Raw genomic sequence first — 26,441 nt, forward strand, 5'->3', positions numbered from 1 at the left:
TATAATGAGCGGTTCGGCGCTTTACGAGACCTTTGCTCGCGCACCCCTGGCTTTCGATCACGGGGAGGGGACCTGGCTGGTCACCGACAAAGGCGAGCGATATCTGGATTTCGCCGGCGGCATCGCCGTGAACTCGCTGGGCCACAGCCATCCGCATCTGGTGGCGGCGCTCACCGGGCAGGCCGGCAAGCTTTGGCACGTCTCCAACCTCTACGAGATCCCCGAGCAGCGCCGGCTGGGCGAACGGCTGGTCGATGCAACCTTCGCCGACAAGGTGTTCTTCACCAATTCCGGAGCCGAAGCGCTGGAATGCGCCATCAAGACGGCGCGGCGCTACCAGTTCGTCAAGGGCCATCCGGAGCGTTTCCGCACCATCACCTTCGAGGGCGCCTTCCACGGCCGCACGCTGGCGACGATCGCGGCCGGCGGCCAGTACAAATATCTCGAAGGCTTCGGTCCGAAGGTCGAGGGCTTCGACCAGGTCGCGTTCGACGACATCGACGCCGCCGAAAAGGCGATCACGCCGGAGACAGCTGCCATCCTGATCGAGCCGGTGCAGGGCGAGGGCGGCATCCGCCCGGTGCCGACGCAATCCTTGAAACGGTTGCGGCAGCTCTGCGACCGGCACGGCCTGCTTCTGATCTTCGACGAGGTCCAGTGCGGCATCGGTCGCACCGGCAAGCTGTTCGCGCATGAATGGGCCGGCGTGACGCCTGACCTGATGGCGATCGCCAAGGGCATCGGGGGCGGCTTCCCGATGGGTGCCTGCCTCGCGACCGACGAGGCCGCGACCGGCATGACGGCCGGCGTGCACGGCACCACCTTCGGCGGCAATCCGCTGGCGATGGCGGTGGGCAACGCCGTGCTCGACGTCGTGCTGGCCGACGGCTTCCTCGAGGACGTCCAGCACAAGGCGCTGCTCCTGAAGCAGGGGCTCGCGGCGGTCGCCGACGAGTTTCCCGAGATCATCGAAGGTATTCGGGGAACCGGCCTGATGCTTGGGCTGAAATGCGCCATGCCCAACACCAAGGTCAACATGGCGCTGCGCGACCAGCACTTGCTTACGGTGCCGGCGGGCGACAACGTCATCCGTCTTTTGCCGCCGCTCACCGTCACCGACGAGGAGATCGGCGAGGCACTGAAGCGCATCCGCTCGGGTGCCAAGAGCCTGACCGACGCGATTGCGGCCGAAGCCGCCAAGTAATTCTGGAATTTGCCGATGAGCGTTCGTCACTTCACCGACCTGTCCGCCGTTTCCGCAGGCGATCTGCGCGTCATGCTGGACGATGCCGTGGCGCGAAAGACCAGGCTCAAGGCCGGCGAGCGCTCGAAGCCGCTCGAAGGCAAGGTGCTGGCGATGATATTCGACAAGCCCTCGACGCGCACGCGCGTTTCCTTCGACGTCGGCATGCGCCAGCTCGGCGGCGAGACCATCATGCTGACCGGCACCGAGATGCAGCTCGGCCGTTCCGAAACCATCGCCGACACCGCCAAGGTGCTGTCGCGCTATGTCGACGCCATCATGATCCGCACCACCTCGCATGACCGGCTGCTGGAGCTGACCCAGAACGCCACCGTGCCGGTGATCAACGGGCTGACCGATGATACCCATCCCTGCCAGCTGATGGCCGACATCATGACCTTCGAGGAGCATCGCGGTCCGGTGGCCGGCAAGACCTTCGCCTGGACAGGCGACGGCAACAACGTGCTGCACTCGCTTTTGGAAGCATCGGCGCGGTTCCGCTTCAACCTCAATGTCGCGGTGCCGGAAGGCAGCGAGCCGTTCGCGAAATATGTCGACTGGTCGAAGGCCAATGGCGGCAAGGTCAGATTTGCCCGCTCGGCCGAAGAGGCCGTCGACCAGGTGGATTGCGTCGTCACCGACAGCTGGGTGTCGATGGGCCAGGAGCATCGCGCCCGCGGCCACAACGTCTTCCTGCCTTACCAGGTCAACGCCGCGCTGATGGCCAGGGCGAAATCCGACGCGCTCTTCATGCACTGCCTGCCGGCGCATCGCGGCGAGGAGGTCACCGACGAGGTGATCGACGGACCCCATTCGGTGGTGTTCGACGAGGCCGAGAACCGGCTACACGCCCAGAAGGCGGTGCTGGCCTGGTGCCTGGGCGCTTGATCGGGCCCGCCTTGATCTGGCCTGACTTGACCCGAGCCAACTTGATCCAGGCCAGCTTGATCCAGGGCGACGTGATGCCTATTTGCGGGCCATCACGCAAATCGAACGCGCTTCGACGCCTGCGGCCCACCGGGCGGCACGGCCGCGCCCTGGAGCTTTTTCATGTTGGAAACCCGTCAATTGGCTGAACATCAACCCAAACTCGGCGAATTCGGCTTCGCCGGCGACGACCATGTCGTGCCTTACGAAGTGGCGCCCTTGGACGTGCGCGGCCGCACGGTGCAGCTCGGGTCGATGCTCGACGCCATCCTCAGCCGCCACGACTATCCCGAGCCGGTCGCGCGCCTGCTGGCGGAAGCCTGCGTGCTCACCGTGCTGCTCGGCACGTCGCTGAAATTCGAGGGCAAGTTCATCCTGCAGACCCGCACCGACGGGCCGGTCGACATGCTGGTGGCGGACTTCACGACGCCGCATGCGCTACGCGCCTATGCGCGCTTCGACGCCGAGCGTCTGCAGGCGCTGGCTGCCTCGGGCGAAACCTCGCAGCAGAAGCTGCTCGGCACCGGCGTTCTGGCGCTGACCATCGATCAGGGTGCGCACACACAGCGTTATCAGGGCATCGTCCAGCTCGACGGCACGTCGCTGGAAGACGCCGCGCGCACCTATTTCCGCCAGTCGGAGCAGATCCCGACCGATCTCAGGATGTCGGTCGCCAAGCTGGTCACGCCGGGTCCCGGCGGGGCTCGCGAGCAGTGGCGCGCCGGCGGCATCCTGGCGCAGTTCCTCCCGCAGGCGTCGGAGCGCATGCGCGTGCCCGACATTTCGGGCGGCGACGGAGATCCCCGAGACGTGGCGCACGAGCCGTCCGACAATTCCTGGAAGGAATTGATGGCGCTGCTCGGCACCATCGAGCCGACCGAACTGATCGATCCGACGGTTGGCGCCGAGCGGCTGCTCTACCGGCTGTTCCACGAACACGGCGTGCGCGTCTTCCGCAGCGTGCCCGTCGCCGACCAGTGCTCCTGCTCCCGCGAGAAGATCCGCGGTATCCTCGAAGGCTTTTCGGCCGAGGAGATCCAGCAAAGCACCGAGGACGGCGGCATCCACGTCGCCTGCGAGTTCTGCTCGGCGCAGTACGACTTCGATCCGGCCGAGTTCGCGGCGGCCGAGTGAGATGCTTTCCTTCTCCCCGTTTCACGGACGTTTCACGGGGAGAAGGTGCCGGTAGGCGGATGAGGGGCGGCGCCAACGTCTGGCGCATTTCACTTAGATGCCGTTATATGCCTGAAAGACAACCTCACGAGTCCGGCGCCGCCCCTCATTGCCCTGCCGGGCATTTCTCCCCGTATAGTGACGGGGAGAAAAGGCGCTTGCGCCGACGGTTTCGCCTAGTTCACGGTCCGCCTCGTTCCCGGCATGTCGAGGGAGAAGGCGGGGATGGCGACGTCGAACGTCTCGCCGCGACCGTTGCGCATCGTATAGTGGCCGACCATGATGCCGGAAGGCGTCGAGAGCGGGCATCCAGAGGTGTACTGATAGCTGTCGCCGGGATTGAGTTCCGGCTGGTCGCCGACGACGCCCGCGCCGCGCACCTCCTCCACGCGGCCGCGCCCGTCGGTGATGTGCCAGTAGCGCGACAGAAGCTGCACGAACTCGTCCGACCGGTTGTCGATCGTCACCTGGTAGCCCCATACATAGCGGTTCTCGGACGGATCGGAACGATCCTCCAGATAGAACGGCCTGACCTGCACTTCGATGTTGCGCGTGACGGCGCGATACATGGGTCACTCCGGTTGTCGCGGCGAAACATTTGTCGCGCGTCGCGGTTGTTACACGAAATATGGTCCGTTCTGCCGTCCTCAACGCGCACCTGCCGAAAAACAATGTCATTTAAGTGACACGTGACAATGGTTGGTGTGCACAACCGTGCGGGCGACTCGGACGCTCTATCGACTGATGAAACGGCTGTAGGGCGGCTTTTCCGGAGTGACCAGAATCGATGGAACTCACTATCGCAGCCGCCTTCGCTTCGTCAGCCCTTCTTCTTTCCAATCTCGCCGGCATTCTGCTCGCATCGTCGCGCCTGAAACCGCGGCGCGTCATCCCTCCACCGGGAAGCAAGCGGCCGCCGGTCTCGATCGTCGTGCCGTCGCGCGGCGTCGAGCCATTCACCGAGGAAACGCTCAACCGCGCCTTCTCGCTCGACTGGCCGCGCTATGAGCTGATCTTCTGCGTCGCCCATGCCGAAGACCCTGTGGTCAAGCTCATCGATGCCGCGATCGCGCGCTTTCCCAAGGTTCCGGCGCGGCTGCTGGTCGGCGACGACAGGATCAGCGCCAATCCCAAGCTCAACAACTGCGTCAAGGGCTGGCAGGCGGCCCGGCACGAATGGGTGGTCCTCGCCGATTCCAACGTGCTGATGCCCAAGGACTATGTCCAGCATCTGATTGCGGTCTGGCGGCCGGATACCGGCCTCGTCTGCTCGACACCGATCGGCTCGCGGCCGGATGGTTTCTGGGCCGAAGTCGAATGCGCCTTCCTCAACACGCTGCAGGCGCGCTGGCAATATGCCGGCGAAGCGCTCGGCCTTGGCTTCGCGCAGGGCAAGAGCATGCTCTGGAACAAGCCGATGCTCGATGCAAATGGCGGCATCCAGGCTTTAGCCGCCGAGATCGCCGAGGATGCGGCGGCCACCAAGTTGGTCAACAGCCTGGGACTGCGCGTCAATCTTGTCGCCTCGCCCTTCGAGCAGCCGCTCGGCCAGCGCACGCTCGCCGAAGTCTGGTCGCGCCAGGCGCGCTGGGCGCGGCTGCGCCGCGTCACCTTCCCGCTGTTCTTCGCCCCCGAGATCCTGACCGGTGTGGTCATGTCGCTGCTTCTGGCGCTGATCGCGGCGGCAAGCGCCGACGTCAGCCAGCCTACGACTGCGCTTTGCGTGCTGGCGATCGCCTATGTGCCGGAATGCCTGCTCGCCTGGTCCAAGGGCTGGTACCTGTCGCCGCGCAGCGTCACGGCGATGATCGTGCGTGACTTCATGCTTCCCGCTATCTGGGCGCGCGGCTGGTTGGGTGGCGCCGTCGAATGGCGCGGCAACGCTATGACCATCCGCACCAAAGCAATGACCGAGCTCGAAGAGATCGCCTGAGCCGGAGCGGCTCAAGCACGCTCTTTGCTGCCGTCGCAGGCCGTTACTTCGCCGCCGTCAGCGCCTGCTCGACGTCGGCCAGCAGGTCGTCCGCGTCCTCAAGCCCCACCGATAGCCGCAGCGTGCCTGGCCCGATGCCGAGCTCGGCACGCGCCTCGTCGCTCAGGTTCTTGTGCGTCGTCGTCGCCGGATGCGTGATCAGGCTCTTGGCGTCGCCGAGATTGTTGGAGATCAGCACGATGTCGAGCGCGTTCTGCAAGGCGAAGGCCGCTTGCTTGCCGCCCTTGACGTCGAGGCAGATCAGCGTCGAGCCGCCCGACATCTGCTTTTTGACGATATCGGCCTGGGGATGGTCGGCCCGCCCCGGATAGATGACGCGGGCGATCTCCGGCCTGCCGGCGAGGAAATCTGCGATCTTGCCGGCGCTTTCCGTCTGCTGGCGCACGCGCAGCGGCAGCGTCTCCAGGCCTTTCAGCAGCGTCCAGGCATTGAAGGGCGACAGGCTAGGGCCTGTATGGCGGAAGTAGTCGTGCAGGTTCTCGTCGATCCACTTCTTGTCCGACAGGATGACGCCGCCAAGACAGCGCCCCTGTCCGTCGATATGCTTGGTCGCCGAGTAGACCACGATGTGGGCGCCGAGCTGTAACGGCTTCTGCTGCAGGGGCGTGGCGAAGACATTGTCGACGATCAGCCTGGCGCCGATCGAATTGGCGAGCGCGGCGACCGCGGCGATGTCGACCACTTCGAGTGTCGGATTGGTCGGGCTTTCCAGGAAGAACAGCTTGGTGTTGGGCTTGACCGCCTTTTCCCAATTGGCGATGTCGGTGCCGTCGACCAGCGTCGCCTCGATGCCGTAGCGCGGCGCCAGTGTCTCGACCACCCAGCGGCAGGAACCGAACAGAGCGCGCGCAGCAATAATATGGTCGCCGGCCTTGACGCTGCAGAGCAGTGCGGCGCTGACGGCCGCCATGCCGGAAGCGGTGGCGCGGGCATCTTCCGCGCCTTCCAGCGCGCACATGCGCTTCTCGAACATATCCACCGTCGGGTTGGCGTAGCGCGAATAGATGAAGCCCGGTTCCTCGCCCTTGAAGCGGGCTTCCGCGGCCTGGGCCGTCTCGTAGACATAGCCTTGGGTGAGATACATCGCCTCGGCGGTCTCGCCGAAGCCGGAACGCAGTGTCCCGCTATGCACGAGTGCCGTCTGAGCCTTCCAGTTGCGCGTCTTGGTCATCGCCCTAATTCCACTCGCAAAGAACAGTCCAAACACAAAAAAACCGGCCGCGATGTCGCAACCGGTCCCATACGGCCTTGCGGCCAGCGGTCCTTTAGCGACTTGTTTAACGTGGCTGCAAGCCGACCGGCCAAATCACCACGGGATAACGACCCTTTAGACCTCGCCCGCGCTTGCGTCAATTGCCGGCTTGATTAAGAGGTTTGTACCAGGCAGGTACCGCGAACCGTTTATTGTTTTGCGGCAGGAGCCTGCTAGAACCACGCGCTTGCCCGGCCTTCGAGCGGAGCCAGACCTTGCGGCAGACAGGCATTCTTCCGGATCAGGACATCGCGGCGCTGTTTGAGGCGGGCGCGCTGAAGTCGCCGCGCGCGCTCGACACCAACCAGATCCAGCCGGCCAGCCTTGATCTCAGGCTGGGCGACACGGCCTTCCGCGTGCGCGCCTCCTTCCTGCCCGGCCCCGATCATCAGGTGGCCGACAAGCTCGACCGGCTGAAGCTGCACGAGTTCAGCCTCGCCGAGGGCGCCGTGCTGGAGACGGGTTGCGTCTACATCGTGCCGCTGCTCGAAAGCCTGGCGCTGCCGGCGAAAGTGTCGGCTTCGGCCAATCCGAAGAGCTCGACCGGGCGGCTGGACATTTTCACGCGCGTCATGACCGACCGTGGCCACGAGTTCGACAAAATCGCCGCAGGCTATCATGGCCCGCTCTACCTCGAGGTCAGCCCGCGCACCTTCCCGATCGTCGTGCGCGCCGGCTCGCGCCTGTCGCAGATACGCTTCCGCACCGGCAACGCGCTTCTGTCGGAGAGCGAATTGCGCGACCTCCACCGCGCCGAGATGCTGGTCGCCACCGAGCCGCCCAACATTTCCGGCGGCGGCATAGCCCTCTCCATCGATCTCGACGGCGACAAGGACGGCCTGGTCGGCTATCGCGGCAAGCACCACACCGGTCTCGTCGACGTCGACAAGCGCGCCGCGCAGGACGTCGTCGACTTCTGGGAGCCGATCTACAAGAGCGGCGCCGGCGAGCTGGTGCTCGACCCGGACGAGTTCTACATCCTGGTCTCTCGCGAAGCCGTGCATGTGCCGCCGCTCTATGCCGCCGAGATGACGCCCTTCGACCCGCTGGTCGGCGAGTTCCGTGTCCACTATGCCGGCTTCTTCGACCCCGGCTTCGGCCATTCAGCCGCCGGCGGCAGCGGCAGCCGGGCCGTGCTCGAGGTGCGCAGCCACGAGGTGCCGTTCATCCTCGACCACGGCCAGATCGTCGGCCGCCTCGTCTACGAGCATATGCTGAAGCGGCCGCAGGCGCTCTACGGCATCGACCTCGGCTCGAACTACCAGGCGCAGGGGCTGAAGCTCTCCAAGCATTTCCGCGCCGCGCGTTGAGCTGCCAATCTTCCCCACAAGGGAGAAGATCACACATTCATTGCTCGTCTCACAGCGCCTTCACCGCCACCTTCACCGGCGTTTCGATCTCCAGCGGATTGCGCAGCGGCAGGCCGAAATCCTTGGCTTCTATCTCGAAGGTATCGCCCGCCTCGGTCCTGATGCCGTCGGCGAAGGAAAGTGTTGCTGTGCCGAACATGTGCACATGCACGTCGCCCGGCTGGCGGAAGGCCGAATATTTGAAGTGGTGGTGCTCGAGATTGGCGATGGTATGCGACATGTTCGCTTCGCCCGACAGGAACGGCTTTTCCCAAAGCACCTTGCCGTCGCGATAGATACGCGATGAGCCCCTGACGTCGGCAGGCAGGTCGCCGATCAGGATCTCCGGCCCGAAGGAGGCGTTGCGCAGCTTGGAATGGGCGAGGAACAAGTAGTTCACTCGCTCGGTCACATGATCGGAAAACTCGTTCGACAGCGTGAAGCCGACGCGGAACGGCGCGCCGTCGTCGCCGATGACATAGATGCCGGCGATCTCCGGCTCCTCGCCGGCGTCCTGCGCGAAGGCGGGCGACATCAGCGCAGCGCCGGGCGCCACGGCCATGGTGCCGTTGCCCTTGTAGAACCATTCGGGCTGCACGCCGACCTGGCCCCTTGCCGGCTTGCCGCCTTCCAGCCCCATGCGGAACATCTTCATGGAATCGGTGAGCTGCTCTTCGCCGTCGCTCAGCTTCTTGTGCATGGAATCGCGCGTCGCGGCGGAGCCGAGATGCGTAAGTCCCGTGCCGGTGAGGTGCAGATGCGCCGGGTCCGGATGGTTGATCGGCGACACCAGGCGACCCTTCTTGTAGGCGGCGTCGAGATCGACCGTCTCGCCATAGCCCTTGCGCTCGATCAGCGCTTCGAGGCCGGTGCCGGTGCGGGCTGCCTCCATCGCCAGCGAATAGACGCTGCGCGCGCCGTTGATGATCCGGGTCTTGCCGCCGCTGCGGGCAACGACGCGGATCGTCTCGGCGTCGTCGAGGATCTGGGAAATCAGCATGATGAAACCCTCTCTCTTTTTCCTTGGCCCGGCTGCCGATGGCGAACCTTGACCGGCGCGGCCCGGAACCGATCCGTGCCACGGTTGAAACTCTTCCTCCGGATTGCGCTCGCGAGCCTGGTCCTTCCGGGACTTCTTCGCGCCGACGGGTTGCCGGCAGCTCCGCGATCTAGAACCCGTATGCTTCCTTAGTCCTTGCCGTTGGCCCTTAAGCCTTGTTCTTGTTGTAGACGTCGAAGATGACCGCGCCGAGCAGCACCAGGCCCTTGACCACCTGCTGCCAGTCGACATTGACGCCCATGATCGACATGCCGTTGTTCATCACGCCCATGATGAAGCCGCCGACTACGGCGCCGATGACCTGTCCGACGCCGCCCATCGCCGAGGCGCCGCCGATGAAGACGGCGGCGATCACGTCGAGCTCGCTGCCGAGGCCGGCCGCCGGCACGGCCTGGCCGAGGCGCGCCGCGATGATCAGGCCGCCGAGCGCCGACAGCACGCCCATGTTGATGAACACCAGAAGCGTCAGCCTTTCGGTGTTGATGCCCGATAGCTGCGCCGCCTTGGCGTTGCCGCCCATCGCATAGATGCGGCGACCAATGGTCATGCGCTTGGTGACGAAGACGAACAGCGAGATCAGTACGCCCATCACCATGAGCACCACCGGCAGGCCCCTGTAGCTTGCGAACTGGAAGACCAGGAACAGCGCCAGCGCGCTGCCCACCAGCGTCTTGACGACGAACAGCGCAAAGGGCTCGGCCTCATAGCCGTGGCGCTCGCGCTTGCGCCGCGCCCTCAGCCCGAAATAGGCATAGGCGACCACCGCGAACACGCCCAGCACCACCGTCGTCATATGCAGCGTCAGGCCGCTGCCGACGATGGTCTTGCCGGCGGCATTCACCGTCGGCGGGATCAGCGTCAGCGGGCCGATGACGTCCGGGATGAAGCCGGAGCTCAACTGCTTGAAGCTGCTGGGAAGCGGGCCGACCGAGGAGCCGCCGCCAAGCAGCGCCTGGCAGATGCCGCGGAAGATCAGCATGCCCGCCAGTGTCACGATGAAGCTCGGTATCCGGTGATAGGCGATCCAATAGCCTTGCGCCGCGCCGATAAGGGCGCCCACGACAAGGCACACGATCGAGACCACGAGCGGATTGCTGAATATCCCGAGCGGCCAGATGACCATCATCATTGCGGCAAGAGCGCCTATGAAGCCGGCGACCGATCCGACGCTGAGATCGATGTAGCCGGAGACGATCACCAGCAGCATGCCAAGCGCCATCACGATGATGAACGAGTTCTGCTGCACCAGGTTGCTGAGGTTGACCGGCTTGAACAGCGTTCCCGACGTCGTGTACTGGAAGAACAGCATGATGACGATCAGCGCGATGATCAGGCCGTATTCGCGCAGGTTCGTCGTCAGCGCCGAGACGGCGATGCGCGGACCCTGCTTGACGTCCTCGGCGACGCCGCTCTGCGGCGCGGGAGCGCTATCTGTGCTCATGATGCTTTTTTTCCTTCTCCGCGAACGATGGCGCGCATGATTTTTTCCTGGCTGGCGTCGCTTGCCGCCATTTCGCCGACGATACGCCCTTCGTTCATGACATAGATACGGTCGGTGATGCCGAGCAGCTCCGGCATTTCCGACGAGATGACGATGATCGCCTTACCCTCGGCGGCGAGGCGGGCGATGATCGTATAGATTTCGTACTTGGCGCCGACGTCAATGCCGCGCGTCGGTTCGTCGAGGATCAGCAATTCCGGGTCGGCGAACAGCCATTTCGACAGCACCACCTTCTGCTGGTTGCCGCCCGAAAGATTGCCGGTCAGCTGATAGACGCTGGATGCGCGGATATTGGTCTTCTTGAGATAGTCGTTGGCGACGCGCATCTCGTGCATGTCGTCGATGACGCCGCGGCTGGAAACACCTCCCAGGTTGGCCAGTGTCACGTTGTGCTTGATGTGGTCGATGAGGTTGAGGCCGTAGGTCTTGCGGTCCTCGGTGACATAGGCGATGCGGTTCTCCACCGCCTTACTCACCGACGACAGGTCGATCGGCTTGCCTTCGAGCAAAACCTCACCGGTGATGTGCCGGCCGTAGGAGTGGCCGAACAGGCTCATCGCGAATTCGGTTCGGCCGGCACCCATCAGCCCGGCGATGCCGACCACTTCGCCCTTGCGCACATTGAGGCTGATGTTCTTGATCACTTGCCGTTCGGCATGGATCGGATGGTACACCGACCAGTTTTTCACTTCGAAAATAACGTCGCCGATCTGCGGCTCGCGCGGCGGATAGCGGTCGTCGAGCGGGCGGCCGACCATCGAGGTGATGATGCGGTCTTCGCTGATGTCTTTCCTGGGCAAGGTCTCGATGGTGCGCCCGTCGCGGATCACCGTCACCTTGTCGGCGACGCGGTTCACCTCGTTGAGCTTGTGCGAGATCAGGATCGAGGTCATGCCCTGCCGCTTGAACTCGAGCAGGAGATCGAGCAGCGCCTGGCTGTCCTTCTCGCTGAGCGAGGCGGTCGGCTCGTCGAGGATCAGGAGCTTCACTTCCTTGCTGAGCGCCTTGGCGATCTCGACCAGCTGCTGCTTGCCGACGCCGATATTGGTGATCAGCGTCTTGGGGTCTTCCTTGAGACCGACTTTGTCGAGCAGGGCCTTGGTGCGCTTCTCGTTGGCGTTCCAGTCGATGACGCCATAGGTGGCGTGCTCGTTGCCGAGGAAGATGTTTTCCGCGATCGACAGCATCGGCACCAGGGCAAGCTCCTGGTGGATGATGACGATGCCGATACGCTCGCTGTCATGGATGCCCTTGAAGTGGCATTCCTGACCGCGAAAGACGATCTCGCCTTCATAGGTGCCGGACGGATAGACACCCGACAGCACCTTCATCAGCGTCGATTTGCCAGCGCCGTTCTCGCCGACGACGGCATGGATTTCTCCCTCCTCGACGCTGAGGTTGACGTTCGACAGCGCCTTCACGCCGGGGAACGTCTTGGTGATGTCGCGCATCTCCAAAATCGTCGAGGTCATCAGGAATTCCGCTCCCTGGCGCATGCCTTCCATTTCGGGAAAGCGTCATGCGCGAAATCAACATACTGCAGTCTTGTCCACGCCGCGACGGCGCATGCGCTGCAGAAGCCGGCAAAAAACAATACCGGGCTCGCTTCTGAACGAAAAGGGGCCCTGCGTCACGCAGGACCCCTCCTTTGAGGCTGGATTACTTCAGCTCGTCGGCCTTGATGTAGCCGGAGTCGACGACCAGCGCCTGGTAGTTCGACTTGTCGACGTCATGCGGCGTCAACAGGATCGAGGGAACGACCTTGACGTCGTTGTTGTAGGTCTTGGTGTCGAGGCCGTCGGGCTTGCCGCCGGAGAGCACCTTATCGACCAGCTGCACGGTGGCCTTGGCCAGTTCACGGGTGTCCTTGAACACCGTCGAATACTGCTCGCCCGAGATGATCAGCTTGACCGAGGCGGTCTCGGCGTCCTGGCCGGTCACGATCGGCCAAGGCTGAGCGTCGGTGCCGTAACCGACGGCGCGCAGCGAGGCGGTGATGCCGCGCGACAGGCCGTCATAGGGTGACAGAACGCCATCGACGCGGCTGCCGTCCGAGTAGTTGGCCGAGAGCAGGTTGTCCATGCGGGCCTGGGCGGTGGCGGCGAGCCAGCGCAGCGTGCCGACCTTGTCCATGCCCATCTGGCCGGACTTGATCTTGATCGAGCCGTCGTCGATCAACGGCTGCAGAACCGACATCGCGCCGTTGTAGAAGAAGAAGGCGTTGTTGTCGTCGGGCGAGCCGCCGAACAGTTCGACGTTCCACGGCTTGGTGTTCGGGAAGCGCTCCTTGAGGCCTTTGACCAGGGAATTCGCCTGGATGACGCCGACGCCGAAATTGTCGAAGGTGGTGTAGTAGTCGACATTCGGGGTCTTCTTGATCAGGCGATCATAGGCGATGGTGACGACGCCTGCATCGTTGGCCTTCTGCAGCGCATCGCCCATGGTGGTGCCGTCGATCGACGCGATGATCAGCGCCTTCGGGCCCTTGGTGATTTCGTTTTCCAGCTGGCTGAGCTGGTTCGGGATGTCGTCCTGCGCATATTGCAGGTCGACCGTGTAGCCCAGCGCTTCGAGCTGGGACTTGACGGCGTCGCCGTCGTTGATCCAGCGCTGCGAGGTCTTGGTCGGCATGAGCACGCCGACCAGGCCTTCGCCTGCATGCGCAGGCAGCGCCATGGCTGCGATGCCAAGGGCCGCCACGGCGGCCAGTGTCTTGATGATCTTCACATTACTCTCCCTGGTTGATGGACGCGACACCTCGGGGCTTCGCGGGCCGCGCAGTCGAACAGAAGCGCTGGCGCGCCGCTGTCGGCTTATCGATCTCCGGTATCCTCCCAATCGGTCCCGCGGCGCCATTTTTATCGGTACGATTTTGCTCGTCACCGATCCTTGCGCCTCGGAACGCGCGAAGGGTGGGTTCCTTTGACATAACTGTCAAATGCGATCTTTGGTCATTGCTATACCGAAACCGGTATGGTTTAGCGATCGACAGAAAAGTAGCGGAGCGACCGGAAAACCATGGCGGCATTGCGCGATCCTGACGCGATTTCAGCAAGTTACGAGAAGCCGCCGGGAGAAGGGGAGACGCTTCTGCGCAGCGGCCTGAGCTTGCGTCATATGCGCATGATCGCCGCCCTTGACGATCACGGACGGGTGAGCGCCGCGGCCCAGGTCATGAACATCTCCCAGCCCGCCGCCTCGCGCATGATTGCCGAGATGGAGGCGGTGCTCGCCGTGAAGTTGTGCGAGCGGCTCCCGCGCGGCATAACGCTGACCCCTTACGGCGAGGCGCTCGCCAGGCGCGCCCGCTCCATCCTGCTCGAAATGCGCGAGGCCGACCGCGAGATTTCGGAGCTCAAGGCGGGCAAGGGCGGCTCGGTGTTTTTGGGCGCCGTGACGGCGCCGGCGATCGAACTCGCGGTGCCTGCGATCCGCGAGATCCGCCGCGTCTACCCGCGCATCGAGATCACCATGCAGGTCGAGACGTCGAACGTCCTCGCCCGCGAGCTGATCGCTTCCCGCCACGACTTCATCATCGCGCGCATTCCGGACGACCTCAATCCGCGGCTGTTCGAATCGCGCGTCATCGGCATCGAGAAGGCCTGCCTGATCGTGCGCCGCGGCCATCCGCTTGCCAGCGGCAAGATGGTCGCGCTGGAGGAGACGGCGGCCTATGACTGGGTCTTCCAGTCCGGCGGCTCGCCGCTGCGCCAGGCGATGGAAAGCAACTTCCTGAACCGCAACATCCCGCTTCCCGACCGCATCCTCAACACCTCTTCGCTGCTGCTGACGCTGGTGATGGTGGCGCAATCCGACGCCATCGCCCCTGTTTCGGTCCAGGTCGCCAAGTTCATACAGAGCGCCGACGGGCTGTCCGGAGCGATCGATGTCGTGCAGACCGAGTTCGACATCGAGGTCCGGCCTTACAGCCTGATCACGGTCAAGAACCGCGCGCTCTCGCCCGCCGCCAAGATGCTGCACGACTTCATTCTGCGCGAAGTGGGGTGATGGAACGAGACTGCTACTTGCACGTTCAAACCGATCGGCTGCTCACTGGAACCTGTTGCGGGCGAGAGAAGAGCCGCTGATGCTGAACAGTTCGGGAGGTCTCGATGGAACGTCGGTTGTTTCTGACTGGAATGCTTGGCGTTGCGGGGGCGGCAGCGTTTACAAGCCTGGCGGGGCCGAGCAAGGCGGTTGCCGGCATCCCAAATGGCAACGGGATTCTGGATGAGCTCGACAAGCCGGATCCGACCATCTACGAGGAAGATGACCAGGCCGATCTGGTGCAGCCGGCGCAATACTACTACCGCCGCCGCCGCTACTACCGCGATCGGCACTACCGCCGTCGCCGCCGCCGGCGCGTTTGGAGAAGGGTCTGCCGCCGCTATTGGCGCTATGGTCGGCGTCATGTCCGCTGCTGGCGGCGTCGCGTCTGGATCAGCTTCTGGCTTTAGAGGTCATGGCGGTTCAGCTTCCGGTAAGAAACGCTGACCTGCTCTCAATAGTTTGTTTTTACGCAATTCCGGACGGAAAATCGCTGCGCGCCTTTCCTGGAATTGCTCAACCAGCCCGGAAGCCGGCCGCCGCAAGGTGGCCGGCTTCCGTTTCGCCATAAATCGCGCGGCTATCCTCTTCGACGGCCCGAGCCCGTCATGCTTCCAGTGACACGCGCTTCTTTTCGCGCTTTCGGTGAACGCCGTGGCCCGTTCGGGGTGCGGTCAAAAGGCAGCTTGATTTTCCAGTCGCCCTCATATTGAGAGGGGTCGGGCAGTGGGCGAACCTGGATATTCGATGTTTTCAAAGCTGCCTGTTGTTAACCATCTTGATGTTAGCCTTGGTCCTCGCGGATGAGCGAGGTCAACAATATGCACGCCGATCTGCCGCGCGCGCGGTTTGAGCGGAGGCTGATAGCCAGGGCGGTAGCGTTCTTCGCCGCCGTCCTGATGACGCTGCCCGCGAATGCGGAAACGGTGCGCAGCAACCCCGGCGGCCAGATCGTGATCTTCGCCTTGCATGTCGCCGAATTGCGCGCCGCCGAGGAACTGGTGGAATTCGATGGGGAGTGCGATAGCGCTTGCACGCTCTATTTGTCTCTGCCCGCCGAGCAGCTTTGCATCACGCCGCGCGCATCCTTCGGCTTCCATCTGCCCTACGGCGTCGGTAGCCAGCAGAATACGGTCGCCGCGCAATACCTGATCTCGCAATATCCCGACTGGGTGCGACAGTGGATCGAGGAGCACGGCGGCCTGTCGCACACCATCGTGCGGATGGAGGCCGACGAGGTTGCAAAGCACCTTCCCCTATGCGGGGTGCTGGCCTGACCGTAAGCGGCAACGATCGCGTTGGCCTTCGGTCGCCTAAGGCTGCGCTGCCTGGTCGTAGCGACTGCGCCATTGTGGTGAGGCTTGGAGCGGGTAGCGGGAATCGAACCCGCGCGTTCAGCTTGGGAAGCTGGGCTCATTTCAGCAATTTCAATTGTTTAGCTGTAAAACGGGCATCCGCTTAACCAGAAAAGTCTCAATGAAATCAATGACCCTGTAAAACTAGGTCGGCCCCTTTTGGGGACCGTCGCTGTTCACCGGCTGAGTATCCATAGTCGCCCGGTGGGTGTTAATCGGGGCCGCCAGCCATCTCGTTGCCGCCAGGTGCTTGTCGTCGCGCCATCGCAGTTAGCGGCATTAGGAATTCAGCGAGTTCGGGCAATCGTTTCGGCAAGCGACGGTGCCTTTGGGCGACCTCTAAGCCGGCGAAAAAGGCGACTGCGAAAGGGAAGGCTAAGACTTAAAGTTAATGAGGGAGAGCGAGATTCCTGCCTTCGTCGATAAGGTGATCGAGGGCTGTTTGCAGGCACCGGTCTGCGCGGCAGAGCCCTATCGGTTCGGCCGGTCCTCGCGCATAACGTTGTAGAGAAGCAGGCCCGCGATTAATGATACGACGGCGCCCACCATGTCATGGCCGGTCAGCCCTGAATAATATGCGAAAGCGAATGCCAACTCGGCCACAGATTCCACCCGGGTGTTCAGGATTTCCCAGAGAGAACCTTTAGAGAGCGCTAAAGTTCCTGGTGGCCGCGTGGCCGGCTATGTCCTCTTGCGGTGAAAATCCACCGTCATTAGCGCGTCGATAAGTTCCTGGACTGTCCAGCCGCACCTTGCCAGGCCGCAGCGGAAGGCACCGCTGGTGGACAGCATAAAGGGGCAGGCGCCTGCCGAAAACAGTCTATTAGCTTTAACTAATTGTAGACCCGCGCTGTCCTATTCTGGAACAGCGCGGGTCAGTGCCCACTGCCGCGCAGGCGGCTCCGGCAGACCCAGCACCCCCGCCCTCTGTCGGGGCCGCCACCTGCCTTCGCTATATACCAGCAATGGTTGAATCAACCGTTACCACACGTGCCTACTGACGCGCTTGGCTGACCGTTAAATTTTGATGGACCGAGACCGTAGCGGCGCTTCGGGCTACTCCCAGCTCACCCTTATGGGTGTGTGCCGATCATTTAGGCAGGGGCGTATATTTGTCTTCAGCCGGTGCCGTGTTTCGATTCCGAGCCCCGCCGGTTAGGCCCGGCGCGTGCTGGCCTACCCCGCCAGCCTGCCGGGCCGCTCTCGCTATTCATTTACTCATCGCGCCAGATCACCCGCTTCTCCCAACGGATCTGCACCAGGCGCCGGAAGCGGATCGTATGGGCCTGCTCCCCGGTCGGTGGAATAGCTGCGCGCTCATCCACTCCCGGCTCTTGCACTGCTGGCAGCGAACCTTGTCCCGCACATCGTCGATTGTGACGTTGCCGATCACCTCGCGCAACTCGAGCGGCTTGTAGTAGCGCGTGACATTGCAGCGGGCGCAGCGGATGCCCGCAGCCACGGCGCCTATGCAGATCAGCAGGCTATAGCCAAGGCTCATCGCAGCGGGATCTGGTCAGGATCCTTCCAGGTGCCATGGGAGTGGCGAACAGAACATCGTGACGACGGACAGTCGACGAGTGCGCCGCTCTTCGCCATGGACAGCAGTGGGTGCAAGATCAAAGGAAACATTTCGGCCGAAGGCGAGCGTATCTATCACCTGTCGGGACAGAAATTCTACGGCATTACCCGGATTTCGGAATCAAAAGGCGAAAGGTGGTTTCGCTCCGAAGACGAAGCCCTAGCTGCGGGCTGGCGACGATCGAAACGATGACGACAGGACGTGCCGGCGCTGCAATGCGCAGTGCCACGGTCGTGCGGGCGAAATTCTCGCTAATGATGATTTAGCTGATGGTGCTCGGGCGGAGCTGGTTGCCAGCCCGCGGCTAGCGTCTGTTACCCGGTTGAAAACAAAATCTACGCTTCCTTTATGCCACGACAGCTTGGGCGATATCGAATGCGCGGAGAGGAAGGACGAGTGTCTGGCAAGTGGGGCAGCTTCCGGGTCGTCTTCTTGCCCCTCAGTATCTCGCCGGACTATGCCAACAGGAGCGGCAATTCGTGGATATCGAAGTGCTCTATGAGACTGTCCTCGACTGGCTTGAGAGAGCTGGACGGCCTCATGATCTTTCAAACGTCACCTGCTAGCGAAAGCCATTGCTTTCGGACGGAGAGGCTTTCGTCAAGCAAGTAGACCGCGCCATCACCGAGTTCCGGCCCAGTTACTGGCTTACCTAAAATCAGCTGGTTCCACCGTTGATATGGCCGAACAACCTGAGAAAGGACTAATCTTCCTGGATCGATTTCTTTGTCCCGCGAAGGGCACCGAAGTGCAAACTCTACCACAAATCCAGGGGGGAACGGTCGAGTTGGTAATCGCATGTAATGCTGAGCGCGCAGAGGCAGAGGACTTCCGCCACTTGCTGTCGGTAAGTCAGTTTTCGCATAGCTGATCGATCGGATCTGGGATACGGAAAACTAGAAGAGGCATTACATTGCTCGTGATCCTCGAAATTCGATGCCAGAAATGCTAGAGCGTATCATCGCAAATTAATTAAATATAGACGCATTCGGCTAGTAGATCAGAAGTTTTCTCGTTTGAACAGTCGTTTAGATTGGCGACCATCTTTAAGCTACCTGCTTCTGCCGACTTGTGACCCGTCATCTCGAAGACGACTATCCTTATTGGCGTTTATCGCTTTGGTCCTTTTCCCCTGAGGGCCGATCGCTCAAGAGGAGATCTCGAGATGGACGGGTATGACGAATCGATGTTCGACGACCTCGCCTTTGATGAAGCGGAAGGTCCCGCCGACAGCTTCGACGAATTCGACGAAATGGACGAAGGCGATGGCTTCGAAGCTGCCGACGAAGCCGACGAGTTCGACGAAGGCGATGAATTCGAGGCTTCGGGCTTCGACGAGATGGACGCCGGCGACGAATTCGATGCCGCCGACGAGTTCGACGAAGGTGACAGCTTTGACGAAGGTGATGAATCTGACGATGACGCTTGGGACCAAGCCATGAGCTATGCGCTTGCGGCAGAGGACAGCGACGAATTCTTCCGGCGTATTGCCCGCGGCATTCGGGGCGTCGTTCGCACCGTCCGGCGTGCCGCTCCAACCATCGGCCGCATCGCACGCGCCGTCGCGCCCGTCGCAAGTCTCATTCCCGGTGTCGGCACCGCTATCGGCGGTGTCGCCAATGTCGTTGGCCAGTTAATGGCAGACGAGGCTTCCGAAGACGAGGCGCTCGACGCTTTCGCGGAACTCGCGGTTCGCAATCGCGCCGCCATTCCCTTGGTCGCAGGACTTGCGACGAGACGGGTGCTTGGCCCCGCAGCCGCACGTATGCCGGCTGCCGCGCGCGTCCAGGCGATTCGCACCGTGCGGCGCGCCGCCACCCAGCTTGTGAACCGTGGCGGGCCGACCGCGATCCGCGCGCTCCCTCGCATCGCCAACAGCGTTCGCCGCACCGCCGTCACTCGCCGCACACCGGCCTCCGTCCGGCCGCTGGTGCTGGCGCGCACCGCGCGTCGTGTCGCGGCGCGCGGACATGGCCTGCGCCGGCAACTCACTCTGCCCTTACAAAGAGGGCGCCAGATCGTGCGCCGCACTGCGGCGGCTGTTCGGGCCGGCATGGCCCCGGCAGGCAACCTGGCGCGCGCGGCCGGGCGCACCTTGGGCGCGGGGCGTGTCCTGGGCGGCTGGGCGGGCGGAGGATACGGCCAAGGCCATGGGCACAGGCGACGGATCGTGATCCGCGGCCCGGTCAGCATCACCATCCGGCCCAACTAACAGCCGTTTTTGCAAGCAGAGTCGTTGCAAGAAGAAGGATCGCGGCGATGCGCACGGGTTCTTCGACCAGGCGGTTCCTGGACACCAAGCTGCGAGCCCTCAAGGCCCGCGCCCAGCGCCTGAACCGTTTGACGCCCCGGCGCATCGGCCTTCGTCCCGAAGACCTGCCCTACGCGCCGTCCCGGGCTCACTTCCACGCCGCCAACAAGCGGCTGGCCGCCATCGGCAACGCCATCAACAGGCGGATCGTCGAGATCGAGCGCAGCTGGCCGCCGGCGACGGCGCAACATGCCCTTACCCAAATGGCGATGCTCGACCGTAGCGTCGATCGGCTGCGTAGGACTTTCGGGATGTTCTTCGAAGTCATGTCGCAGCGCGGATCGGCATTCGCGCCGGCGCTCGCCGCGCATGACGAGATCGCGCTCGATTGCTATGCAGTCGTCCGCCAGGCCCTGCCTGATGTGTTCAGCGGCCCGCTTCTGAAGCCGCTGACCTATTTGGAACATGGCTATTCTCCAGCCACGCAGCGCCGCGGCGTGGCACTTGCCCGCCTGCTCGGCGACAGCAATCCGTTCCCGGTGATCCGGGTGCCGTGGGATCGCGACAATCCCTGGCAGTCAGTCTTCCTTCATGAAGTTGCTCACAACCTGCAGGCGGATATGGGCCTCTGGCAGGAGAACGCGCAAGCGGTCGCCAACCGGCTCGCCAGCATGCGCTTCGATCCCCTAGTGGTGACGATCTTGCGCCGCTGGCACAAGGAGATCTTTGCCGATCTCGCGGCGCTCCTGCTTGGCGGAACGGCGTCGGTATGGGGCATGATGGAGTTTCTCGCTCATCCGGGCGCCCGCGCGCTAACCTACCGTCCCGGCGGGGCGCATCCGACCGGTTGGATCCGTGTTCTCATCCTGACTCAGATGCTGCGCCGCATGGGTTTCGCCGACGAGGCGAGACGGGCCGAACGCGTCTGGCGGGGTCTCTACAATCCGGCCCGCGGCCACAGGCTGCCGCCAGTCCTACTCGCATCGGTGCCTCGCGTTATCCCGGCCGTGGTCGATGAAATCGCCTACCAGCCGCGACGCGGCCTGGGCCAGCATGCGCTGGCCGACGCCATCCCTTTCACCCGGGCCGACGAAGCGCGCATCCGCCAAGGCGGAATCCTGATTGCGGCGGGACGGATGCCCGACCTGCCGCCCCGCTTTCTCGTGTCGGCCAGCCGTTTCGCGCTGGAGGCCGGCGCAGAGCCGGACGCCATTGCCGCGCTCGTCTTTAGAAACCTGGCCCAGCGTCAGGCAAACCGACGGCCCACTGCGCAACCGTCCCCAGCCGCACTCGTTGCATGAGGAACTAAATCATGGTCGACGCAATCCCAACCGCCGCCAACCCGGTCTCGAAATTTCGCTCGCCTGCCACAGTTGCCGTTGACAACCTGCTGCGCAAAACGCTGCGCGTCAGCGATCCGCGTGATCCCGACCAGATCGCCAACGCTCTCCTGAGCTTCTACCCAGATGAGGCGGATCGGGACCGCCGCGAGCGCGCCGGCCTGCCCTATTCGAGCGTGCCCGACTATGTGCCGCTGGCGAAGAATTCCGGCCCGTCCTCGGTCGAACTGGCACAGGCGCAGGACGATCTCGAACGCGACCTGCAGACGCTTTCGACCTCCTCGCCGCTGAAGGACATTCGCATCGAGATGATCGGCTGGGGCCGCTCCATCCGGCAAATTGCCACTGAGGGACTGGCCGCCGCCCGACTCGCCCTTGATTCGGTCAATCACGACCGTGCCATGTCGGCCCGCCGTCAGCTTGGCGAGTATTCTCGCCTTGCGCGCTATGTCGGGACGCTCACCGACGGCAGCGCTATTCTATTCAGGCGTTTTGCCCAGAGCTGCGATGTCTTGGCTGGCCTCATTCTCGTCGCCATCGGCGAAGGATTGGCTTCCAGCGGCATCACTCGCAGCACATCGATCGTGCGCTCGGCAGCCGGTGAATTACAGGCGCGCCGCAACGCCGTTATAATGGCACTGCGCAGCCTGACCGGCTCGGTCGAAAGCTCTCTAGGCCAGGAGGATTGGCCGCGCGGCATTGAAGCCTACCGCAATCTGGTGCGGCAACTCGAGGAAGGCGGCCAAGCCGATCTGCGCGCCCTTTTGGAGGAAAGCGCCCTGTCACAGGCAATGGACGATCTGGTCGACCTCTCGACCGGGGCAAGCGTCGAGGGCTTGCGTGAACTATCCACCGCATCCGCAATGCTCGTTCACCGCTTCCAGCGCCTCATTCAGTTCGGCCAGAGCATTCATGTTCCGATCAAAATCCCGATCACGTTCGGGTCGCCGGAATCGCCGCCGCTGGTGGCATTCGTGTCGAGCCTGCAGCTCTTTGTCGATGCCTTCGTCTCGCAAGGCAGCTCGCGGCTTCTCTACGTCGCGCGCCCGCCGATCATCGTCTACGGCCTCTATGGCGCCGGCGGTGCTGACACAGGCGCTGACCGCCTGATGAAGCTCACCATTGCGCGGGGCCTGTTGCTCGAACAGGTCGACTGCTTCGCCGGCTGCGGCTGCGACGACGACGAGATCAACTGTCAGGTCCTTCTGGATTACATGCTTTTCCTGGTGGACAGGGCGATCGATCTTTACGCGGTGGGGACGGACCCGGACGGAGTTGGCGAACAGGAAAAGCGGGCTGCGGCCGTCGGCCTTGCCGTCGGTGCGGTGCTGGCCCTGACGGACCAGGCCAACAATCCCCCCCTGCTCGAGTGCGAACTCAGCGTCAAGCTGAGAGAGACACTCGGCGATATCTCCCGCGAATTGCTCGGTCCGTTCGCCGGCTTGGTCCCTCCGCCCGGGGATGCAAGCCAAGCGCTCATGGTCCGCGAGCTGCGCATCTTCTACCAGGCGGAAAGCCAGACGGAGCGCCTGGTGCGTTCGCTGACACCGCAATGTGGTTTCGATGTCTTCAACTACAGCAACAGCAATCATTCGCTGATCCGTTGGATGATTCGTTGGATCCTCAACAACACGCTGCAGGAGCCCAACGTCGACCTGCCGAACCCAGTCCAGATGCCGTCGCCGATCGCGAGCTCGATGGCGAGCATGGGGCAGAACCGTCCCGACTTCTGGTCTGCCGGCTGAGAGGAGCAGAACAATGGCTGCGAGAATCGCTTTTCCCTATAAACCCGCCAACAAATTCCACGCCGGGATCGAGGCGCGCTTCAAGGCGGCAGCCGAGACGCCGCAGTCGATCGATCGGCTGACAGACGAGGTCAAAACCGGCAGCAAGGGAACCAAGGGGGCTATCGACAAAGTCGCCGACGCCATCGACGAGCTGCATAAAACGGTCCAATCCATCGGCCTGCGCGACAAGGACAATGTCACCGCGCTCTATGCCGCCGCGGTCGACACTACCGGAGACATTGTCGGCCGCACAATTGCGGGGCAATGGCTCAACCAGGCGGGATTCAAGTCGCTGCACGACATCGAGACGTTCAACAATCGCAAGCCGCAGGGAACCCGGCGCGACGACTTCATCAAGCGTATTCGCAACGCTGGTAGCTTCAGCAGTGGCCTTCCCTCGGTCGTCACCGACGACGAGCTGGCGCGCTTTTTCGAGCTGGCGCCCGCTGTCCAGAAAGCGATCGACGACAGCCAACCGCCGACCGGCGGCCAACCGCCGCCAACCAAAAAACCTTGAGAGCCGCCAATTCGAGCAAGATGAGGTCTGATTATGGCTAGTGAATCCAACCAGGTCATCCAGCGGCTGTTCCAGCGCTTCTTCCGGGACGAGCTGTCGGCATTGTCGCCGGCGGACCGCGCCGCGTTCGAGAGCGAGTTCGAGGGTCGCTACGGGGAATTGCTCGAACGCTCGTCCAGCACCACGACCACCAGCTTCTCGGATCTGGTCGGCTTCGGTGACGGGCCAATCAAGCCGTTCGACTCGCTGCAGATGCCGCTGCTGCGCAACGACTTCGACGAGTCGATCATCCCTCCGCAGCTGCAGGCGTCGGCAGAGCTCTATTACATCTACCAAATGGACCGCATGAAGCTGTTCCAGGTGGTCGATGTATTGCGGCGACTGTTCCAAAACGGCCAGATCCGCATTCAGCGCGGCCCCGGCGCGCGCGGGCTATACATCCTCGAGAAGTGGCGGCCGATCCGCTACAAGCGCCGAGACCGGCTGATCGCCTATCGCCGCGTCTTCAATTACGGCCGCGCCCCCGTTCCGGCCGGCGCCATCGTCAACCGCAGCTTCCACTTCATGCTGGTCGCCTTCATGAACGCAATGTCGCAATATTTCCAAGACTTGACCATCGGCCAGGTCATTCGCGGCTCGGCATCGATCAACGACAGGCCGTTCGCCGCGCTCGCCACGGTGCAGCGCGTCGGCACCGATCTACGCTACCATCTCGATCGTTCGAGCTACGGCAACATCCTGGCCCTGACCCGGGAAACCGGACAGTATGTGCAGCAGATCTTCGAGCTGTTCGACGCGCCCGATATCAAGAAGTCCTTCGACGCCAACACCAAATGGGATGTCATCGAGGCCGTTGCCAACCGGCACCTCGGCGGCGCCGCCGAAATGTCGCAGCGCGCCAAGATGGCGGATGCGGGGCGCCGGGTCCTGCAGTATATCGCCGAGAATGAGTTCCGCACGACGATCACGCCGGCCGAATTCGACGCCGACGCCAAGAAGATGGGCTCTCAGGCCGATGCCTGGCTGGCTGCCTATCGGCTGACGCGCGAAGGACGTCGCTTCCCGGGTCTCGATGGCGACCGGGTGCACTGGTCGTATGGGCTCAACCGAAACACCGCCTCACGCATCGCCGCCTGAACCGTTCGCCGGGGATGAAGAGTGTCAGCGATGGACCACCATCTTTATCTTCCCGGGCGCTTCGCGCCCAAGCCGCCGAACATCGTCATCGATGCGCCGCTGGCGTTGTCGCCGATGGGGCTGCTGATGACGGTGGTGCTTTCCCAGTCCGCGCGGGTATGGCTGCCACGCGGCTTCTATACCTTGCTCGACAATGATGAATACTATCGCCACCGGCCTGACCAGATGGGCGGTTCCTGGCTTAGCCCGGATACGAGGGGTGCCTGCCTCAAGGAGCTGGCGCTAGAGCTCGAACCGTGGCGGCGCGCATGGCAGAACGGCAGGCTGTCGTCGCGGGTGCACTGGATCGGCGACGCGCAATATGAAAGCGCGCTGCCCGAACGCGAGGAAACAGCGCTGTTACCGCGCTTCGAAGGCTGCTGCGCGGCACTCGAATCCAGGCTTGGCGACCAGCCCGGCACCGCCGCTCCGCTGGATGAGTGCGCCCGCGACGTGATTGCGCTCTCGGCCGCCTTGCAACCAGACAGCGCCTACATTCTGACCATGGCCGGCACGGCAGGCAGTGGCAGGCCGCCGTTCTGCGACTATCTCGAGCGGCTGGAATTTCCCGCTAGGCACCATCCAGGCGCCTTTCCAGGCTGGTCCAGCCCGGCATTCTGGCCGGCGCTGGCTCCGCTTACTGCCAGTGGCCGCAGCGCCGCGATCGTGCAGATCGTGGCGCCGGTCATCCTGGCGCTGCCCGACGGCTGGACCGAAACCGACTGGGCACTGGAAGACCCGGCCGGTCAAGACGACGAGACACCTGATGATCCGTGGCGCAATGCATGCGCGCTCTGGCATGAGCTGGCGCCGGCGGAGGTCGCGGCATGAGCCCGCCCCGCCTGGACCCGAGCCACGGCTTGCGCACCAATGCGCGCGACCTGGTCATGATCAGCGTCGCCGGCCAGGTCGCTTCGCCGACAGAGAGGGGAACACCCTGGCGCATCGGATATGATGGCAGGCCGCGCTCGCTGCCGGGCACCGGCGGCATCGTGCTCAACCACCGCGTCGGTGATCCTTGCGTTGGCCTCGCCGGAGATCATGTCGAGCCGGCGGTGTCGATCCGCAATGAGGCGCGCGCCGCCGGTGGCAGCCCGGACGCCGCCAACCAAGCGCTGCAAAGCTATTCCTGTGTCGGCAATCACGCCATCGTCACTACCGGCCGCGCCGCCGGGGCGCGTGGCGTGGTGACCGGCAAGCATGGCGGTGTCGACACGGTGCTGATCGATTTTCCCGTTCCGGCGATGCGGCAAATGGCGATTGGTGACGGTGTCCAAGTCTGGGCCTACGGGCTTGGCTTGCGCCTGACCGACTATCCCGATGTGGCTATCTGGAACTGCTCGCCGCGGCTCTTGGCGCGCTGGCGGCCGGTTGAGCGCAACGGCCGCATCCGCGTCAAGGTGACGCACCGTATTCCGGCCCGCGTCATGGGCTCCGGCCTTGGCCGCAACAATGTGCTGCGTGGCGACTACGATATCCAGATGTCGGATCCGGGCATGGTGCGGCGCTACAGGCTAGGCTCGCTGCGTTTCGGCGACATTGTCGGGATCATGGACGCCGACAACCGCTACGGCCGGTCGCGGCTGGAGGGGCATATCTCGGTGGGGGTCATCGTCCACAGCGACAGCACGGTCGCCGGCCATGGTCCGGGCGTTGTCTCGCTGCTTTCGGCGCCGGCCTCGCGGCTGCAACTCGAAGTGTCGCCGGACGCCAATATCGCCCGCTTTCTCGACATCCGCCCGCCGCAGCCGGCACGGCCGTCGTTTCCGCTGCCGACAGTGGAGCAGAGGGAACGGACGGTGGCGCGGCTGCGCGAACGAGCGATGGCATCGAGCGCCAGGGCTGAAACCGGCTTTGGCTGATCGCGGCCGGAACAGGACGAAGAAGC

Annotated in this window: 23 protein-coding genes and 1 riboswitch; of the genes, 16 read left to right on the plus strand and 7 right to left on the minus strand. The window is 63.4% G+C overall.

Going from position 1 to position 26,441, the window contains the following annotated elements; all coding sequences use genetic code 11:
• The first annotated feature begins 4 nt into the window (after window positions 1–4).
• The 3 genes from EH240_RS03825 (at window position 5) to EH240_RS03835 (ending at window position 3,304) form a co-directional block, all read left to right on the plus strand.
• Window positions 5–1,204 (plus strand): aspartate aminotransferase family protein, encoded by a 1,200-nt coding sequence (locus EH240_RS03825; RefSeq protein ID WP_124996089.1) that lies wholly within the window; start codon window positions 5–7, stop codon window positions 1,202–1,204.
• A 15-nt stretch (window positions 1,205–1,219) separates the two neighbouring features.
• Window positions 1,220–2,131 (plus strand): ornithine carbamoyltransferase, encoded by a 912-nt coding sequence (gene argF, locus EH240_RS03830; protein WP_124996090.1) that lies wholly within the window; start codon window positions 1,220–1,222, stop codon window positions 2,129–2,131.
• 162 nt (window positions 2,132–2,293) lie between these two features.
• Window positions 2,294–3,304, plus strand: coding sequence for an Hsp33 family molecular chaperone (locus EH240_RS03835; RefSeq protein ID WP_124996091.1), 1,011 nt, complete (start codon window positions 2,294–2,296; stop codon window positions 3,302–3,304).
• A gap of 215 nt (window positions 3,305–3,519) precedes the next feature.
• On the opposite strand, the gene apaG is transcribed toward EH240_RS03835, so the two are convergent.
• Entirely contained in the window at window positions 3,520–3,912 is a 393-nt protein-coding gene (apaG, locus tag EH240_RS03840; protein ID WP_124996092.1) for a Co2+/Mg2+ efflux protein ApaG, read from the minus strand.
• A 218-nt stretch (window positions 3,913–4,130) separates the two neighbouring features.
• On the opposite strand from apaG, the gene EH240_RS03845 reads away from it, so the two are divergent.
• On the plus strand, window positions 4,131–5,276 hold the full coding sequence (locus EH240_RS03845) for a ceramide glucosyltransferase (RefSeq protein WP_124996093.1): 1,146 nt from the start codon (window positions 4,131–4,133) through the stop codon (window positions 5,274–5,276).
• Window positions 5,277–5,319: 43 nt separating this feature from the next.
• Here the strand turns inward: EH240_RS03845 and EH240_RS03850 are convergent, their stop codons facing one another.
• Entirely contained in the window at window positions 5,320–6,507 is a 1,188-nt protein-coding gene (locus EH240_RS03850) for an O-succinylhomoserine sulfhydrylase (protein ID WP_124996094.1), read from the minus strand.
• A 74-nt stretch (window positions 6,508–6,581) separates the two neighbouring features.
• A riboswitch (SAM riboswitch) is annotated at window positions 6,582–6,659 on the minus strand.
• Window positions 6,660–6,803: 144 nt separating this feature from the next.
• On the opposite strand from EH240_RS03850, the gene EH240_RS03855 reads away from it, so the two are divergent.
• Window positions 6,804–7,898, plus strand: coding sequence for a 2'-deoxycytidine 5'-triphosphate deaminase (locus tag EH240_RS03855; protein WP_124996095.1), 1,095 nt, complete (start codon window positions 6,804–6,806; stop codon window positions 7,896–7,898).
• A 49-nt stretch (window positions 7,899–7,947) separates the two neighbouring features.
• Here EH240_RS03855 and araD1 read toward each other — a convergent pair whose 3' ends face one another.
• From araD1 to chvE, 4 genes are all read right to left on the minus strand, one after another.
• Window positions 7,948–8,937, minus strand: coding sequence for an AraD1 family protein (gene araD1 / locus EH240_RS03860; protein WP_124996096.1), 990 nt, complete (start codon window positions 8,935–8,937; stop codon window positions 7,948–7,950).
• A 208-nt stretch (window positions 8,938–9,145) separates the two neighbouring features.
• Window positions 9,146–10,438 carry a multiple monosaccharide ABC transporter permease gene (gene mmsB, locus EH240_RS03865; RefSeq protein ID WP_124996097.1) on the minus strand — a complete coding sequence of 431 codons (1,293 nt, stop codon included), beginning with the start codon at window positions 10,436–10,438 and terminating at the stop codon, window positions 9,146–9,148.
• Window positions 10,435–11,970, minus strand: coding sequence for a multiple monosaccharide ABC transporter ATP-binding protein (gene mmsA / locus EH240_RS03870; protein WP_124996098.1), 1,536 nt, complete (start codon window positions 11,968–11,970; stop codon window positions 10,435–10,437). The genes mmsB and mmsA overlap by 4 nt, the downstream gene beginning before the upstream one ends.
• Window positions 11,971–12,157: 187 nt before the next feature.
• Complete coding sequence (gene chvE, locus EH240_RS03875; protein WP_124996099.1) at window positions 12,158–13,225, minus strand: multiple monosaccharide ABC transporter substrate-binding protein; 1,068 nt, start codon at window positions 13,223–13,225, stop codon at window positions 12,158–12,160.
• 291 nt (window positions 13,226–13,516) lie between these two features.
• On the opposite strand from chvE, the gene EH240_RS03880 reads away from it, so the two are divergent.
• The 3 genes from EH240_RS03880 to EH240_RS03890 all read left to right on the plus strand — a co-directional run bounded on the left by EH240_RS03880 (window position 13,517) and on the right by EH240_RS03890 (window position 15,822).
• Window positions 13,517–14,506 carry a LysR family transcriptional regulator gene (locus EH240_RS03880; protein ID WP_124996100.1) on the plus strand — a complete coding sequence of 330 codons (990 nt, stop codon included), beginning with the start codon at window positions 13,517–13,519 and terminating at the stop codon, window positions 14,504–14,506.
• Between the two features lie 104 nt (window positions 14,507–14,610).
• On the plus strand, window positions 14,611–14,955 hold the full coding sequence (locus tag EH240_RS03885; protein ID WP_124996101.1) for a protamine-2 (modular protein): 345 nt from the start codon (window positions 14,611–14,613) through the stop codon (window positions 14,953–14,955).
• Between the two features lie 393 nt (window positions 14,956–15,348).
• Entirely contained in the window at window positions 15,349–15,822 is a 474-nt protein-coding gene (locus EH240_RS03890; protein ID WP_124996102.1) for a hypothetical protein, read from the plus strand.
• Window positions 15,823–17,131: 1,309 nt separating this feature from the next.
• Here the strand turns inward: EH240_RS03890 and EH240_RS03895 are convergent.
• Complete coding sequence (locus EH240_RS03895) at window positions 17,132–17,401, minus strand: hypothetical protein (protein ID WP_124996103.1); 270 nt, start codon at window positions 17,399–17,401, stop codon at window positions 17,132–17,134.
• A 96-nt stretch (window positions 17,402–17,497) separates the two neighbouring features.
• On the opposite strand from EH240_RS03895, the gene EH240_RS40335 reads away from it, so the two are divergent.
• From EH240_RS40335 to EH240_RS03930, 8 genes are all read left to right on the plus strand, one after another.
• Window positions 17,498–17,674 carry a sunset domain-containing protein gene (locus EH240_RS40335; RefSeq protein WP_483466603.1) on the plus strand — a complete coding sequence of 59 codons (177 nt, stop codon included), beginning with the start codon at window positions 17,498–17,500 and terminating at the stop codon, window positions 17,672–17,674.
• 973 nt (window positions 17,675–18,647) lie between these two features.
• The gene (locus EH240_RS03900) at window positions 18,648–19,694 is read left to right on the plus strand and encodes a hypothetical protein (RefSeq protein ID WP_124996104.1); all 1,047 of its coding nucleotides are present in this window, start codon (window positions 18,648–18,650) and stop codon (window positions 19,692–19,694) included.
• 47 nt (window positions 19,695–19,741) lie between these two features.
• Window positions 19,742–21,034 carry a hypothetical protein gene (locus tag EH240_RS03905; RefSeq protein ID WP_124996105.1) on the plus strand — a complete coding sequence of 431 codons (1,293 nt, stop codon included), beginning with the start codon at window positions 19,742–19,744 and terminating at the stop codon, window positions 21,032–21,034.
• An 11-nt stretch (window positions 21,035–21,045) separates the two neighbouring features.
• Window positions 21,046–22,818: a hypothetical protein gene (locus tag EH240_RS03910; protein WP_245435819.1), complete on the plus strand. Its 1,773-nt coding sequence runs from the start codon at window positions 21,046–21,048 to the stop codon at window positions 22,816–22,818.
• Between the two features lie 13 nt (window positions 22,819–22,831).
• Window positions 22,832–23,377, plus strand: coding sequence for a hypothetical protein (locus tag EH240_RS03915; RefSeq protein ID WP_124996106.1), 546 nt, complete (start codon window positions 22,832–22,834; stop codon window positions 23,375–23,377).
• Window positions 23,378–23,410: 33 nt separating this feature from the next.
• Window positions 23,411–24,514 carry a hypothetical protein gene (locus EH240_RS03920; protein ID WP_124996107.1) on the plus strand — a complete coding sequence of 368 codons (1,104 nt, stop codon included), beginning with the start codon at window positions 23,411–23,413 and terminating at the stop codon, window positions 24,512–24,514.
• A gap of 30 nt (window positions 24,515–24,544) precedes the next feature.
• Entirely contained in the window at window positions 24,545–25,384 is an 840-nt protein-coding gene (locus tag EH240_RS03925) for a hypothetical protein (protein WP_124996108.1), read from the plus strand.
• Complete coding sequence (locus EH240_RS03930; RefSeq protein WP_124996109.1) at window positions 25,381–26,415, plus strand: DUF4438 domain-containing protein; 1,035 nt, start codon at window positions 25,381–25,383, stop codon at window positions 26,413–26,415. Before EH240_RS03925 ends, EH240_RS03930 begins: the two co-directional genes overlap by 4 nt.
• The last annotated feature ends 26 nt before the right edge of the window (window positions 26,416–26,441 follow it).

Origin of the sequence: Mesorhizobium tamadayense (assembly GCF_003863365.1) — a bacterium.
GTDB classification, from domain to species: Bacteria; Pseudomonadota; Alphaproteobacteria; order Rhizobiales; family Rhizobiaceae; genus Mesorhizobium; species Mesorhizobium tamadayense.